This is a genomic window from Pseudomonas marincola (genome assembly GCF_900682675.2).
In the GTDB taxonomy this organism is placed as follows: Bacteria; Pseudomonadota; Gammaproteobacteria; order Pseudomonadales; family Pseudomonadaceae; genus Aquipseudomonas; species Aquipseudomonas marincola.
In genome coordinates, this window is the sequence record NZ_LR215729.2 from 3,047,312 (window position 1) to 3,062,632 (window position 15,321).

Below are 15,321 nucleotides of genomic sequence, written 5' to 3' on the forward strand. Positions count from 1 at the left end.
AACGCAAAAGAGCGATTGCCACGGGTCAATCAACCCGTAGAAATCGCTCTTCGGCAAATGGCAGCCTGTAGCGGGCGAATTAACGCTCCAGCAGGATACGCAGCATACGCCGCAATGGTTCGGCCGCGCCCCACAGCAATTGGTCACCAACAGTGAACGCGCCCAGGTACTGCGAACCCATATTGAGTTTGCGCAGACGACCGACAGGTACGTTCAGGGTGCCGGTTACCGACGTCGGGCTGAGGTCAGCAATGCTGCTCTCGCGATGGTTTGGCACCAGCTTGACCCATGGGTTGTGCTGGCTGATCAAACCTTCGATGTCCGAGATTGGCACATCCTTGTTAAGTTTGATGGTCAATGCCTGGCTGTGGCAACGCATGGCGCCGATGCGCACGCAGATGCCGTCGACCGGAATCGGGCTCTTGAAACGACCCAAAATCTTGTTGGTCTCAGCCTGCGCCTTCCACTCTTCACGGCTCTGACCGTTTGGCAGCTCCTTGTCGATGTAAGGAATCAGGCTGCCCGCCAGAGGCACGCCGAAGTTATCAGTCGGGAACGACTCGCCGCGCATGGCTTCAGCCACTTTGCGATCGATGTCCAGAATCGCGCTGGCCGGATCAGCCAACTCATCGGCAACCGAGCTGTTAACCGCACCCATTTGCTTGATCAGTTCGCGCATGTTCTGCGCACCCGCGCCGCTGGCCGCCTGATAAGTCATGGCGCTCATCCACTCAACCAGACCCGCTTCAAACAGACCACCGAGGCCCATCAGCATCAGGCTGACGGTGCAGTTGCCGCCGATGTAGTTCTTGGTGCCAGCATCGAGTTGATGATCGATCACTTTGCGGTTGACCGGATCGAGCACAATGACTGCGTCATCAGCCATACGCAGCGAAGATGCCGCGTCGATCCAGTAACCCTGCCAGCCCGCTTCACGCAGCTTCGGGAACACTTCATTGGTGTAGTCGCCGCCCTGACACGTCAGAATCACGTCCAGACTTTTCAGCTCATCAATGCTGTAGGCATCTTTGAGTGGCGCAATGTCTTTACCAATAGCCGGGCCCTGGCCACCAACATTGGAGGTGGTAAAGAACACGGGTTCGATCAGGTCGAAATCCTGCTCTTCCAACATGCGCTGCATCAGCACGGAACCTACCATGCCACGCCAACCGATCAGTCCTACACGCTTCATAACAACTACACCTATGTGAACAGTGTGCCGGAGCTTCCGGCATCCAGAAATTTATAAACTACGCAGGGCCTCGACGACCGCATCACCCATTGCCGCAGTGCCCACTTTTTGAGTGCCCGCAGAGTGGATGTCGCCAGTACGCAGACCTTGATCAAGCACCTTGCTGACGGCTTGTTCAATAGCAGCTGCCGCTTCAAGCTGGTTGAAGCTGTAACGCAGCATCATCGAAACCGAAAGAATGGTTGCCAGCGGGTTGGCAATGCCCTGGCCGGCGATATCCGGTGCAGAACCGTGACACGGCTCATACATGCCCTTGTTGTTCGAATCAAGGGATGCCGATGGCAGCATGCCAATAGAACCGGTGAGCATGGAAGCCTCATCCGACAGAATGTCACCGAACATATTGTCGGTCACCATCACGTCGAATTGCTTCGGTGCACGCACCAGCTGCATGGCCGCGTTGTCGACATACATGTGCGACAGCTCGACATCCGGATAGTCCTTGGCAACCTCTTCAACCACTTCACGCCATAGCTGGCTGGACGCCAATACGTTGGCCTTGTCGACCGAACACAGACGCTTGCCGCGCACACGGGCCATGTCGAAACCAACGCGGGCGATACGGCGGATTTCACTCTCGCTGTAAGGCAGTGTGTCGTAGGCCTGACGCTCACCGTTTTCCAGCTCATGGGTGCCGCGTGGCGCACCAAAGTAAATGCCCCCGGTCAGCTCACGAACAATCAGGATATCCAGCCCCGCCACCACTTCCGGCTTCAACGAGGAAGCATCAGCCAGTTGCGGATAAAGGATGGCCGGACGCAGGTTGGCGAACAAACCCAGCTGCGCACGAATTTTCAGCAGGCCGCGCTCAGGGCGAATGTCGCGCTCGATCTTGTCCCACTTCGGACCACCGACAGCACCGAGCAGAATGGCATCGGCTGCTTGCGCACGCGCCAGCGTCTCGTCTGCCAGCGGCACGCCGTGCTTGTCGATAGCCGCGCCACCGATAACGTCATGGCTCAGCTCGAAATCGAGCTTGAACTTGTCATTGGCCAATTCCAGCACCTTGACCGCCTCGGCCATGATTTCCGGGCCAATACCGTCACCGGGGAGAATCAGAATCTGCTTGCTCATGCTTTCCTCATGTTCTTCTGCGGCTGCCATTGGCGCGCCATCAATAATCGGGTGTAGCGCCTTAAGCTGTCACTAAAGCCATGCCGAGCCGGGTATTACACAGGCTCGGCGCGGCGCTAGCAATAGCGCTCAAGGGTTGTTGTAAGGCTCAGGCGTCGCGAAACAACCACGGCTGCTTCTGCTTATAACCGGCCTCGAAGTCGCGAATAGCCTCAGCATCCTGCAAGGTCAGGCCAATGTCATCCAGGCCGTTAAGCAGGCAGTGCTTGCGGAACGCATCGACTTCAAAGCTGTATTGCTTGCCATCGGGGCGCGTGACTTTCTGCGCCGCGAGGTCAACGGTCAACTCGTAGCCTTCAGTGGCTTCAGCCTGCTCAAACAACTCATCCATTTCGGACTCTTCAAGGATGATCGGCAGCAAGCCGTTCTTGAAGCTGTTGTTGTAGAAAATATCGGCAAAGCTGGACGCCAGAATGGTCCGGAAACCGTACTCTTCCAAAGCCCAAGGCGCGTGCTCGCGGCTGGAACCACAACCGAAGTTCTCGCGTGCAAGCAATACGCTGGCACCTTGATAACGCGGGAAGTTGAGCACGAAATCCTCATTCACCGGACGCTGCGAGCTGTCCTGGTTCGGCTGCCCGACATCCAGATAGCGCCACTCATCGAACAGGTTCGGGCCGAAGCCAGTCCGCTTGATCGACTTCAAGAACTGCTTGGGAATGATCTGATCGGTATCCACGTTGGCACGATCCAACGGCGCGACAAGACCGGTGTGTTGGGTAAAAGCTCTCATGTCGGTCTCCTCAGGCCTGAATCAATTCACGAACATCAACAAAACGACCGGTCACGGCCGCCGCTGCAGCCATCGCCGGGCTCACCAGATGGGTGCGTCCACCGGCGCCCTGACGGCCTTCAAAGTTACGGTTGGAGGTCGATGCGCAATGCTCGCCGCTGCCGAGTTTGTCCGGGTTCATCGCCAGACACATCGAGCAGCCCGGCTCACGCCATTCAAAGCCTGCCTCGATGAAAATCTTGTCCAGACCTTCCTGCTCGGCCTGCTGTTTGACCAGACCCGAACCTGGCACCACCATCGCCTGCTTGATGGTGGCGGCAACCTTGCGGCCCTTGGCCACTTCAGCGGCGGCGCGCAAATCTTCAATGCGCGAGTTGGTGCATGAACCGATGAACACGCGATCAAGCTGGATATCGGTAATCGCCTGATTGGCGGTCAAACCCATGTACTTCAGCGCACGGGTGATCGAGTCACGCTTGACCAGATCAGCTTCAACTGCCGGGTCCGGCACATTCTGATCAACAGCCAAGACCATTTCCGGCGAAGTGCCCCAGCTGACTTGCGGCTTGATGTCTTCGGCGCGCAACTCAACCACGGTGTCGAAGTGAGCGTCGGCGTCGGAGACCAGATCGCGCCACTGCGCCACGGCCTGCTCCCACTGCGCGCCCTGTGGCGCGAATGGACGACCCTGAACGTACTCGATGGTCTTGTCGTCGACCGCCACCATACCGACGCGGGCACCCGCCTCGATCGACATGTTGCAGATGGTCATGCGGCCTTCCAGCGACAAGTCGCGGATAGCGCTGCCGGCAAATTCCAAGGCGTGACCATTGCCACCCGCGGTGCCGATTTTGCCGATCACGGCCAACACGATGTCTTTAGCGGTAACGCCGAACGGCAATTTGCCTTCAACGCGCACCTGCATGTTCTTCATTTTTTTCGCGACTAAACACTGTGTGGCCAGCACGTGCTCGACTTCCGAGGTACCGATACCGTGCGCCAATGCGCCGAAGGCACCGTGAGTCGAAGTGTGCGAGTCACCACAAACCACAGTCATGCCTGGCAGGGTCGCGCCCTGCTCCGGGCCTACAACGTGAACGATGCCCTGGCGAATGTCGTTCATCTTGAATTCAAGAATCCCGAAATCGTCACAGTTCTCATCCAGTGTTTGCACCTGAATGCGCGACACTTCGTCGGCAATCGCCTCAAGACCGCCCTGACGCTCGGCCTTGGTGGTTGGCACGTTGTGGTCCGGCGTGGCGATGTTGGCATCGATGCGCCACGGCTTGCGGCCAGCCAGACGCAAACCCTCGAAGGCCTGCGGAGAGGTCACTTCGTGAAGGATATGGCGGTCGATGTAGATCAGCGACGAACCATCGTCACGGCGTTTTACCTCGTGCATTTCCCAGAGTTTGTCGTAAAGCGTTTTGCCGGCCATCAGCGTGTTCCTCATCAGCATATTTCTGTGCTTCAGGAGTATCCCTTTAGCTTATGTGGCCAATTTTATGGGGTTGGTTTAAATTACTCAAATTCATATTTTTCATCGATTGGATTACTAGCAGGAATACCTGAATGGACCTGGCCGCGCTTAATGCCTTTATCGCCATTGCCGAATCGGGCAGCTTCTCCGAGGCTGCCGAGCGCCTGCATTTAACCCAGCCCGCCGTGAGCAAGCGCATTGCCAGCCTGGAGCAGCAACTCAAGGTGCGCTTGTTTGATCGCCTGGGCCGTGAGGTGAGCCTGACCGAGGCCGGCCGGGCCCTGCTGCCACGCGCCTACCAGATACTCAACGTACTGGAAGACACGCGCCGCGCCCTGACCAACCTGAGCGGCGAGATCAGCGGTCGCCTGACTCTCGCCACCAGTCACCACATCGGTTTGCACCGCTTGCCGCCTCTATTAAGGGCTTTTACCCGCAGCCACCCGAAAGTCGCGCTGGATATTCAGTTTCTCGACTCCGAGGTCGCATACGAGGAAATTCTGCACGGCCGCGCAGAAGTGGCGGTCATCACTCTGGCCCCGGAAACGCAGGCGCCCGTGCAGGCTGTTCCGGTCTGGGACGACCCTCTCGATTTCGTCGCAGCGCCCGAACATCCACTTGCCGCTAAACCCGCGATCACTCTTGCCGATATAGCAGATATTCCGGCGGTATTTCCGGGCGAAAATACCTTCACTCATCACATTGTCCGGCGCCTGTTTGAAGCTGAGGGCCTGACCCCAAACATCGCCATGAGCACCAATTACCTGGAGACAATCAAAATGATGGTTTCTATTGGGTTGGCCTGGAGCGTACTGCCGCGCACGATGCTAGATGATCAGGTGACACGCTTACCGCTGCCGGGTATCCAGTTAACCCGAAAACTAGGCTACATCCTGCACACCGAGCGCACCCGTTCCAACGCGGCGCAGGCTTTCATGAATCTTCTCGATGCCCAGCGGGACGGTGTTGCATAATCATTCAGCGAACAGCTAACGTTGCTAAAATCTGTGAACAATAAATTGGTGCATATGCCCAAACACCCTCTCTTCCTTCGGCAAACTGGGCAGCACAACTCCCCTGTGAAAGGCGGTCTATGAGCAACCGCCCCGATATCGAATACCCGGACCCCTTCCTTGAGCCACTGGATGACGGCGAGTTCGAGAGTACCTGGGAACAATTTCCGCACCTGCTCAAGGCGCTGAATGGCGCACGCATGGGTGCGTGGCACTGGCACGTAAACAGCGGCCGGATCACCGGTTCGCGCGCCTCACAGGCGATCTTCGGGATTGACACCGACAAGCAACCACGCAAACGAATCGACTACTTCAGCCTGGTGCCGCAGGCGGACCACAAACAAATCAGAGCCCTGTTTACTGATATCTGCCGGGGTAATCTCAGCGAGCAGACCATGCGCCACCGGATCATGTGGCCCGATGGCAGCCTGCACTGGCTGGAGATCAACGCCAGCCTGAAACGCGACGAGGATCAAATCGCGCTTTACGGCGTTGTGCGTGACATCACCTGTCAGCAGGAACAGGCGCATGCACTGGCTGAATCCTCGAGAAGTTTTGACAGCCTGTTTCAGCTGAGCCCGGACTCAGTCGCACTGGTGCGCAAAGCTGACTCGATCATTACCGCGGTCAACCAGCACTTTGAAAACAGCTTTGGCTGGTCGAGCCCGGAGATATGCGGCAAGTCCACTTTTGACGCGAATATCTGGACCGAACCCAATGACCGCGACACGCTGCGCACCGCACTTGAGTCCACCCTCGAGCCGCTGAGCAAGAATGTCACCCTGCGCCGCCGCGATGGCAGCCTGACTGATGGCATTCTCAGTGTTCAACTGATCGAGATTGATCAGGTCGACTACGTGCTTTGCACCTTCACTGACACCTGCGAAAAAAAGCGCACCGAACAAGCGCTGCGTTTCAGTGAGGAGAAGTTCGCCAAGGCGTTTCAGTACAGCCCGGACGCGGTGGTTATCAGCGAGAAATACAGCGGCAAACTGATTCAGGTGAACCCGAGTTTCGAGCGCCAGTTCGGCTGGAGCAACGCCAATGCCATCGGCAAAACAGCCAGCCAACTCGGCGTCTGGCAGCACCCACAAGACCGCATGAGAATGATCGAAGCACTTGAGGCGAACAGCCTGCAAGAGTTCGAGGTCGAGCTATGCGACAAACAAGGCAAGCCGAGCACCAAGCTGTTGTTCGGCGATGAAATCGAGCTGAACAATCACGACTGCCTGATATTGACCATTCGCGATATCAGCCGGCAAAAAAGCCAGGAACGCGCCCTCAAAGACAGCCAGGCGCGTCTTGACCTGGCGCTGGACTCGGCCAACCTTGGGACCTGGGACTGGCATATTCCGAATAAAACCCTGTTTGGCTCACAACGCGCCGCGATGCTGCACGGCCTCCCGGCAGAGGAATACCAGGGTCCGTTCAGCACATTCTTCTCGCACGTCCATGCCCAAGACCAACAACGCATGTACCAGGACTATCGCGCGTTGCTGGCGAGCGATCAGCCGACCTATCAACTGACCTACCGCTCGCAACTGCCCGACAGCTCCACGCGTTATCTGGAATGCATCGCCCAACTCAGCCGCGACGCCGCTGGCAATCCGCTGCGCCTGACCGGCGTGGTAATGGATGTTACCGAGCGCACGTTGCGCGAGCAGACGCTCGCTGCATCAGAGGAGAAATACTCCGCACTGTTCCAGGCAAGCCCGGAGCCGATCTGCGTATCGCGGGCGGAAGATGGCACCATGATTGAGGTCAACCCCAGTTTTTGCAGGACCTTTGGCTGGAGTCAGGCCGAGCTGATTGGTAGCAAAAGTACCGACCTGAAAATCTGGCGCAGCCCTGATCAACGCATTGAACTGCATGAGCGATTCATGCGCGACCATGAGCTGAACAACGAAGTCGTTCAGTTCATCACCCGTTCAGGCAAAGAGTTGACCTGCATTCTGTCGAGCCGACTGATCACCGTCGACCAACATGAATGCATCACCACCACATTCCGCGACATTACCGATCAACAGGCCGCAGAAGCAGCGCTTGAGGCCAGCCAGGACAAGTTTGCCAAAGCATTCCACTCAAGCCCGGACGCCATCACCATTACCGAGCGTGCGACCGGTCGCTACATCGAAGTAAACGAGGGCTTCCACCGCCTGACCGGCCATCGCAGTGAAGATATTATTGGCCTAACCGCCAACGATATTAATATCTGGGAAAGTCAGGCAGAGCGTCAACGCGTGCTCGACAGAATCCAGAACGCGCGCAGCACTGTGCACATGGAAATGCGCTGCCGCCATCGTGACGGCAACATCATTCCGGTCGACATCTCGGTTCAGACTATCGAGCTGAACAATGTGCCTTGCCTGCTGATGACGGTGCGCGACCTTTCCGAGCTCAAGGAAGCGCAGGCTCAGGTCCAGCATCTGGCTTACCACGACTCGCTGACCAACTTACCCAACCGCGCCTTGCTGATGGATCGCCTGAGCCAGCAAATTGCCCTGCTCAAACGCCATGACTTGCGGGGCGCCCTGCTGTTTCTCGACCTTGATCATTTCAAGCACATCAACGACTCTCTCGGCCATCCGGTTGGCGACAGCGTGCTGAAAATGGCCACTGCGCGCCTTGAAGCCAGCGTGCGCATGGAAGACACAGTAGCGCGACTCGGTGGTGATGAGTTCGTGATTTTGTTGTCTGGCCTGGAAGGCGATATGAGCCGCGTAACCGAGCTGGTTTATCGTCTGGCCGATGGTTTCCGCTCTCTGCTGGCCGAACCGATGCTGATTGACGGGCACCGGCTGCAGGTCACACCCAGCATCGGCATGGCGCTGATTCCGGATCATGGCCAGACCCCGGCCGATCTGCTCAAGCGTGCCGACATTGCCCTCTATCGCGCCAAAGACCTGGGGCGTGACACCGTGCAAATGTTCGACGCCTCCATGCAGGAAGTTGCCAGCGAACGCCTGCGCCTTGAAAGCGACTTGCGTCTGGCCTTGCAGCGCTCCGAGTTCGAGCTGTACTTCCAGCCGCAGGTGGACGCACTAACCAACCAGATCATTGGCGCGGAAGCATTGCTACGCTGGAATCATCCGGTACTGGGCGCTCAGTCCCCTGCCCGGTTCATTCACATTCTCGAAGAAAGCGGGTTGATTCTCGAAGTGGGCAGCTGGGTTCTCAACGAGGCCTGCGCCAGCTGCGTGGCGTTGATCGATGAAGGCCTGATCGCGCCCGAGAACTTCAGCCTCTGCGTAAACATCAGCCCCCGCCAATTCCGCCAGAAAGACTTCGTCCAGCGTGTCGAGAACTGCCTGCGCCAAAGCAGCTTGCCGATGCTCAAGCTGGAGATTACCGAAGGGATTGTGATTCAGAATATCGAAGACGCGATCGCCAAGATGAATAAGCTCAAGAAGCTGGGCATCAGCTTCGCAATGGATGACTTCGGCACCGGCTACAGCTCGCTGACCTACCTCAAAAAGCTGCCGGTTGACGTGATCAAAATCGACAAGTCGTTCATTCAGGATTCGACCAGCGACCCGAACGATGCAGAAATTATTCGCGCCATTATTGCCATGGCTCACAGCCTGGAGCTGACCCTGATTGCCGAAGGCGTTGAAGAACAGGAGCAGCTTGACTTCCTGCTCAAGCAGAACTGCAACCTGTATCAAGGTTACCTGTTCAGCAAGCCACTGCCACTCGACGCATTCCGCCAGCTGTTACGCGACGCGCAAAACCCGCTGATTCACTAAGCAAACGCCTCTCACGAAAACGCCCCCGACAATGCGGGGGCGCTGCTTTGGCTGAGTGCCTCAGACGCTTAGCTGTTCAGCGCTTGAGTCGCACTGTTGATGGCGATGCGCTTGGGCTTGGCTTCTTCTGGCACAACACGTACCAGGTCAATATTAAGCAAGCCGTTGATCAGGCTCGCCGAGCGCACTTCAATGTGGTCCGCGAGACGGAACGACAACTTGAAAGCCCGTTGGGCAATGCCCTGATACAGGTAGCTGACACTTTCGGTTGGTGCTTCACGCTTGCCACCGGTTACAGTCAGCACGCTGCGCTCTACCTGCAACTCAAGGTCTTCATCTTGAAAACCGGCTGCGGCAACCACAATTCGGTATTGATCTTCACCGTGCTTTTCAACGTTGTACGGTGGGTAGCTGCTCCCGCCTTCATTGCGCATGGCCGACTCAAACAAATCATTGAAGCGGTCAAAGCCAACGGACTGACGCAGCAGCGGGGTCATGGAAAATGCAGTACTCATGTGTTTCTCCTGATATTCAGCGAGGGTGTTCAATTAACCGCTTGCACCCACTAGAAAGTGGCTTTGGTGCAAGCTGACGAGACCCGACTTCGGCATCTCTCAGGAATAAAAATGTGGACGGCAAAATCATTTTCAAGAGTCGGTTGTAAAATTTTTTACCTAGACTGTTTGCTCACTTAACCGCACAAGGAGGCTTCATGCACAGCAAAGTCATGTTGATTACCGGGGCCAGTCGCGGCATTGGCGCCGCCACTGCAAGGCTCGCCGCCGCGCGGGGTTACGCCGTGTGCATCAACTTCCGGCAACAGCAGGACGCAGCAACACAACTGGTTGCTGAGATCCGCGCAGACGGCGGCGAAGCATTTGCCATCCAGGCTGATATCAGTGACGAGAACCAAGTTGCGGAGCTGTTCGTACAGTTCGATCAGCAGTTCTCGCGGCTGGATGTACTGGTCAACAACGCGGGCATGCTGGAATCGCAAAGCCGCCTCGAAGCGATCGACGGCGCGCGCCTGCAGCGGGTGTTTGCCGCCAATGTTTACGGCAGTTTTTACTGCGCACGCCAAGCCATCCAACGCATGTCGAAACGCCGTGGCGGTAATGGCGGCGCGATCATCAACCTGTCGTCAATCGCCGCCAAACTTGGCGCACCAGAGGAATACATCGACTATGCCGCCGCCAAGGGCGCGATTGACAGCATGACCGTGGGCCTGGCCAAAGAACTGGCCGCTGACGGCATTCGGGTCAATGCTGTTCGCCCCGGCGTGATCGACACCGAGATTCATGCCAGCGGCGGCGAGCCGGGACGCGTTGAGCGAGTCAGCAAGAGCATCCCGATGCAGCGCGGCGGCCAACCCGAAGAAATCGCCGAGGCAATTTTGTGGCTGGCCAGCGATGCGGCGTCCTACACCAGCGGGGCGTTACTCGACGTAGCCGGCGGGCGCTAGAAATCGCCGAAAACGTGACGACTCAAGGCTCTATGCACATTGCGCCTGGACTTGCAGGGCATGCTGCGCGTGCAGGAAGCGTTCGCGGTCGAGCTGTACCGCGAACAACTGATCGATGCGCTCGCAGTCCGTCTCGCGGCGCAACACGTTGAACAGCTCGACAGCTTCGGGATAGGTTTTGGTCAGCAACGCCAGCCATTGCTTGAGTCGCCCCGGCGCCGAGCGCTGGGTCATCTTGTAGCGCGCCTGCACCCAGAAATCGGTGAGTAACGGCATGAACTCGGCCCAGCTCATTTCGGTGACAGGCAGGCCCGCGCGCACCTGAGAAATCTGCCGGGCCAAATCCGGACGCGCAACGAGCCCGCGACCCAGCATGATGTTATCAACACCACTGATCTCACGGCAGCGCTGCCAGTCTTCAAGATTCCAGACTTCGCCATTGGCAAACACCGCCACGCTCACGACATCCTGCACGCGCGCCACCCATTCCCAATGCGCCGGAGGTTTGTAGCCTTCGACCTTGGTGCGGGCGTGAACAACGAGCTGTTCGGCGCCACCCTCGGCGAGGGCACGCGCGCAGTCCATAGCGCCATCCTTGTGCTCGAAACCAAGGCGCATCTTGGCGGTGACCGGAATATTCGCAGGCACGGTTTTACGCACCTCGCACAAGATCTCGTAAAGCAGCTCCGGCTCTTTCAGCAGCACCGCACCGCCACGGGATTTATTGACAGTCTTGGCTGGGCAGCCGAAGTTCAGGTCGATCACCGGAGCACCCAACTCGCAAGCCAGCGCGGCGTTATCAGCCAGGCATTTGGGATCGGAGCCCAACAATTGCACCCGCAACTGAGTACCCGCTGCAGTGCGCGAGCCGTTGTGCAATTCTGAGGCGAGCTTGTAGAAGGTCGCCTCCGGCAACAGGCGCTCCGTGACACGAATGAATTCAGTCACACACCAGTCGATACCCCCGACGCGCGTCAGCACATCGCGCAGAATATCGTCAACCAACCCCTCCATGGGCGCCAAAGCGATTTGCATAACTGTACTCTCAAGAACCTGTCGCGCCTTGCACTGCGCAGCAGGGGCGTATTGCGTTAAATGACAACTCTGCGGATCAATTCCACGGACTTATCGAAGCGAATGCTGCACACTAACCCGACGCTGATCCCGGAGGATATTTATGCGTTTATCGCTGCTGCCTGTATGCCTGCTCACCCTGATGGTCAGCACGGCTGACGGCGCCCAAATATTCGAGCAACCTGGCCTGAAACCCATGCCCAACAAAGCTGCGCACGTCGTATTCAGTCGCGACCGAAATGCGCCCACAGCCTGCGACGTAGCCATTCTGGTCGGCGGTTTGCACGGCGCCGAACTGGGCATCGGCGAATCGGTGACGCTGAACATTGAAGCCGGCGAGCAAAACATCCTGATGATGACCTCACCTGCCGGCTACTGCGGCAATCTCAATCTGCGCAACAGCCAGTCGCTGATCATTGCGCCGGGAGAAACGCGCTACTTCCAGATCAAGGTCACCAACGACTCGATCTTCATCGCGCCAGAAACGCAGTAAACGCGCGCTTACAACTCCAGAGGATAAGGCTGGCGCAGTGCCTTGCCGTAACCCTCGATAAACTCGCGCGGCATGCGCTTGGGCTTACCGCTCGACAACTCGATGCAGACAAAAGTGGTCTTGCCGCGCAGCAGGGTCATGCCGTCTTCGGGGCGCACGATCTGGAACTGACGGTCCATCTTCAAACGCTGGTCAGACTCCACAATCCACGTCGCGACCTGCAGCTGCTGATTCTCATAGGCACTGGCCAGGTAATCGATCTCGTGCCGCACCACCGCCATTGCCCGGTTCAAGCGCTGGTACTCAACCAGATCCAGCCCCAGATACTGCGTATGGCGCCACGCGCAACGCTCCATCCACGTGATATACACCGCGTTGTTGGCGTGCCCCAGACCGTCGATATCATCGGCGGTTACCGCAATATCGATCACGAACGGATTATCAAGATCCCAATTCATCCCTGCCTCCCTTCTCGCCCTTCACGCCCAGCGCTGCGGCCCACAAAGAGGCCTCTACGCATGAGCGCTGCATGGACACGATAGCTTCACAGGCATGTGCCTGCACCTACGCGCAACACTGCCAGAGCCCTTGTACCAGCACAACTGCGATATGTACGGGGATAAAAACAGCAGACAAACAAAAGGGCCATTCCGTTAAGAATGACCCTTTAAAAAACCCGCACAGCGGGTAAAAATTGGCGTCCCCTAGGGGACTCGAACCCCTGTTACCGCCGTGAAAGGGCGGTGTCCTAGGCCACTAGACGAAGGGGACAAAACCTTCGAAACCAAGCCAGCTAATCGCTGACTCGTGGCAGTTAGCAAATCAAATGAATTGAACCGCTAAAAAATTGGTGGAGATAAACGGGATCGAACCGTTGACCTCTTGCATGCCATGCAAGCGCTCTCCCAGCTGAGCTATACCCCCAGATTTATCGCCTCTCGGCTCACAACACCTTGCGGCACTGCGTTTTAAAATGGCGTCCCCTAGGGGACTCGAACCCCTGTTACCGCCGTGAAAGGGCGGTGTCCTAGGCCACTAGACGAAGGGGACAAAACCTTCAAACTCGACCCGTTCAATGAACCGATCGTGGCAAGCCTTACGGCTTTAAAGAGATTGGTGGAGCTAGACGGGATCGAACCGTCGACCTCTTGCATGCCATGCAAGCGCTCTCCCAGCTGAGCTATAGCCCCATCTCAAGGACGGGGCGCATATTAAGTGCGCCCCCGCCTACTGTCAACAAAATTTTAGACCTTTTGAAGATTCTTTATGCTGACAGAACAACCACTTACCCGCTTTTAGCAGTTTCAGCGATAAACCTTCCGCGCCGCATGCCTTGTCAGGCAATGTTGCTCAGAAGCTTTTCCCACTCTTTGTTTTCTTTTTTCGACACTCCGCCCAGCAACTCGATTGCCTGACGCAGGCGGAAGCGAGTCAAATCCGGGCCGAGAATTTCCATGGCGTCGAGTACAGAAACCGAGCTGCTCTGGCCGGTAACGGCGGCAAACATCAGCGGCATGGCATCGCGCAGCTTCAACTCAAGCGATTCGACCACCGCCTGAATGCAGCCCGTAATGTTGTCCTTTTGCCACTGACGCAGCGCTTCGAGCTTCCACAGAATCAACTGCATAAGCTGACGCACCTGATCGTTTGAGAGTTTCTTGTGCTCGAACAGCTTGGCATCCAGATTAAGCCCGCCCGAGAAGAAGAAACCTGCCAGCGGCGCAATCTGGCTGAACGTCTCGACGCGGCCCTGAACGTGCGGGGCAATCTGCATCATGTAATCGGAGTTGAAGGCCCACTTCTGCGCGCCTGCCGCAAAGTCCTCGACACTCAGCTCACGCATCCACTGGCCATTGAGCCAGGACAGCTTCTCCAGATCGAAGATTGGCCCGCCCAGCGAAACCCGCTGAATGTCGAAGTTGGCGATCATCTCGTCCAGCGAGAATTTCTCGCGCTCATCCGGCATCGACCAGCCCATGCGGCCGAGGTAATTGAGCATCGCTTCTGGCAGGTAGCCCATGCGCTCGTAGAAGGTGATCGAGGTCGGGTTCTTGCGCTTCGAGAGCTTGCTCTTGTCCGGGTTACGCAGCAGCGGCATGTAGCACAGCTGCGGCTTTTCCCAGCCAAAGTATTCATAAAGCAGAATCAGCTTGGGCGCCGATGGCAGCCATTCCTCACCCCGCAACACGTGCGTGATGCCCATCAGATGGTCGTCAACCACGTTGGCGAGGAAGTAGGTTGGCAGGCCGTCGGTCTTCATCAGCACCTGCATGTCCATGCGGTCCCACGGAATCTCGACTTCGCCACGGAGCATGTCAGGCACCACGCACACGCCTTCAGTCGGCACTTTCATGCGCACAACATGTGGCTCACCGGCTTCGATGCGCGCCTGCGCTTCGGCATTGGAGATGTGCATGCAGTGGCCGTCATAACGTGGCGTCTGCTTGGCTTCCATCTGTTCAGCACGGACCTTGTCCAAACGCTCGGCACTGCAAAAACAATTGAATGCGTGGCCCTGGTCGATCAACTGCTGGGTGTATTGCTTGTAGATATGCCCACGCTCGCTCTGCCGATACGGGCCATGCGGGCCACCGACATCCGGGCCTTCGCTCCACTCAATACCCAGCCAACGCAACGCATCGAAGATCTGCTGTTCGGATTCGCGAGTTGAACGCACCTGATCGGTGTCTTCGATACGCAGGATGAATTCGCCGCCATGCTGGCGGGCGAAACACAAGTTGAACAACGCGATATAGGCAGTGCCTACGTGCGGATCGCCGGTGGGGGATGGCGCAATACGGGTACGAACGGTGGTCATGGCGGCTCTCGAGGGATAAACGCAAGAAGGTGCAATGGGTTGAATCACAGAGGCGCGCCCTGCTCAGCCAGAAACAGCCAGCAGCGCAGCGCTTAACCGTTGCGCGGCAAGCCAGC

The 15,321-nt window shown here is 57.4% G+C and carries 12 protein-coding genes and 4 tRNA genes; 4 read left to right on the plus strand and 12 right to left on the minus strand.

What is annotated here, in order from left to right; genetic code table 11:
• Positions 1 to 79 precede the first annotated feature (79 nt).
• From asd to leuC, 4 genes are all read right to left on the minus strand, one after another.
• Positions 80 to 1,192 carry an aspartate-semialdehyde dehydrogenase gene (asd, locus tag PMYSY11_RS14200; RefSeq protein ID WP_090508634.1) on the minus strand — a complete coding sequence of 371 codons (1,113 nt, stop codon included), beginning with the start codon at positions 1,190 to 1,192 and terminating at the stop codon, positions 80 to 82.
• 51 nt (positions 1,193 to 1,243) lie between these two features.
• Positions 1,244 to 2,326, minus strand: a complete 1,083-nt coding sequence (gene leuB, locus PMYSY11_RS14205; protein ID WP_150549573.1) for a 3-isopropylmalate dehydrogenase — start codon at positions 2,324 to 2,326, stop codon at positions 1,244 to 1,246.
• A 148-nt stretch (positions 2,327 to 2,474) separates the two neighbouring features.
• Positions 2,475 to 3,119: a 3-isopropylmalate dehydratase small subunit gene (gene leuD / locus PMYSY11_RS14210; protein WP_150549574.1), complete on the minus strand. Its 645-nt coding sequence runs from the start codon at positions 3,117 to 3,119 to the stop codon at positions 2,475 to 2,477.
• A 10-nt stretch (positions 3,120 to 3,129) separates the two neighbouring features.
• A complete protein-coding gene (leuC, locus tag PMYSY11_RS14215) occupies positions 3,130 to 4,557 on the minus strand; it encodes a 3-isopropylmalate dehydratase large subunit (protein ID WP_069899069.1) in 1,428 nt (475 codons plus the stop codon).
• Between the two features lie 134 nt (positions 4,558 to 4,691).
• Here leuC and PMYSY11_RS14220 point away from each other — a divergent pair, with 134 nt between their 5' ends.
• Positions 4,692 to 5,573 carry a LysR family transcriptional regulator gene (locus PMYSY11_RS14220; RefSeq protein ID WP_090508636.1) on the plus strand — a complete coding sequence of 294 codons (882 nt, stop codon included), beginning with the start codon at positions 4,692 to 4,694 and terminating at the stop codon, positions 5,571 to 5,573.
• Between the two features lie 119 nt (positions 5,574 to 5,692).
• The gene (locus tag PMYSY11_RS14225) at positions 5,693 to 9,358 is read left to right on the plus strand and encodes a sensor domain-containing protein (RefSeq protein WP_150549575.1); all 3,666 of its coding nucleotides are present in this window, start codon (positions 5,693 to 5,695) and stop codon (positions 9,356 to 9,358) included.
• A gap of 68 nt (positions 9,359 to 9,426) precedes the next feature.
• Here PMYSY11_RS14225 and PMYSY11_RS14230 read toward each other — a convergent pair whose 3' ends face one another.
• Positions 9,427 to 9,873 (minus strand): Hsp20 family protein, encoded by a 447-nt coding sequence (locus tag PMYSY11_RS14230; protein ID WP_069899074.1) that lies wholly within the window; start codon positions 9,871 to 9,873, stop codon positions 9,427 to 9,429.
• A 197-nt stretch (positions 9,874 to 10,070) separates the two neighbouring features.
• On the opposite strand from PMYSY11_RS14230, the gene PMYSY11_RS14235 reads away from it, so the two are divergent.
• On the plus strand, positions 10,071 to 10,820 hold the full coding sequence (locus PMYSY11_RS14235; protein ID WP_239655488.1) for an SDR family oxidoreductase: 750 nt from the start codon (positions 10,071 to 10,073) through the stop codon (positions 10,818 to 10,820).
• Between the two features lie 30 nt (positions 10,821 to 10,850).
• On the opposite strand, the gene PMYSY11_RS14240 is transcribed toward PMYSY11_RS14235, so the two are convergent.
• Complete coding sequence (locus PMYSY11_RS14240; RefSeq protein ID WP_150549576.1) at positions 10,851 to 11,855, minus strand: tRNA dihydrouridine synthase; 1,005 nt, start codon at positions 11,853 to 11,855, stop codon at positions 10,851 to 10,853.
• 142 nt (positions 11,856 to 11,997) lie between these two features.
• Here PMYSY11_RS14240 and PMYSY11_RS14245 point away from each other — a divergent pair, with 142 nt between their 5' ends.
• On the plus strand, positions 11,998 to 12,387 hold the full coding sequence (locus tag PMYSY11_RS14245; protein WP_069899080.1) for a hypothetical protein: 390 nt from the start codon (positions 11,998 to 12,000) through the stop codon (positions 12,385 to 12,387).
• A gap of 8 nt (positions 12,388 to 12,395) precedes the next feature.
• Here PMYSY11_RS14245 and PMYSY11_RS14250 read toward each other — a convergent pair whose 3' ends face one another.
• From PMYSY11_RS14250 to gltX, 6 genes are all read right to left on the minus strand, one after another.
• Positions 12,396 to 12,845 carry an acyl-CoA thioesterase gene (locus PMYSY11_RS14250; RefSeq protein ID WP_069899082.1) on the minus strand — a complete coding sequence of 150 codons (450 nt, stop codon included), beginning with the start codon at positions 12,843 to 12,845 and terminating at the stop codon, positions 12,396 to 12,398.
• A gap of 237 nt (positions 12,846 to 13,082) precedes the next feature.
• Positions 13,083 to 13,158 (minus strand) — tRNA-Glu (locus PMYSY11_RS14255).
• 77 nt (positions 13,159 to 13,235) lie between these two features.
• Positions 13,236 to 13,311: transfer RNA gene (locus tag PMYSY11_RS14260), tRNA-Ala, on the minus strand.
• A gap of 50 nt (positions 13,312 to 13,361) precedes the next feature.
• Positions 13,362 to 13,437, minus strand: a tRNA-Glu gene (locus PMYSY11_RS14265).
• Between the two features lie 64 nt (positions 13,438 to 13,501).
• Positions 13,502 to 13,577: transfer RNA gene (locus tag PMYSY11_RS14270), tRNA-Ala, on the minus strand.
• 146 nt (positions 13,578 to 13,723) lie between these two features.
• Positions 13,724 to 15,205 (minus strand): glutamate--tRNA ligase, encoded by a 1,482-nt coding sequence (gltX, locus tag PMYSY11_RS14275; RefSeq protein WP_069899084.1) that lies wholly within the window; start codon positions 15,203 to 15,205, stop codon positions 13,724 to 13,726.
• Between the last annotated feature and the right edge of the window lie 116 nt (positions 15,206 to 15,321).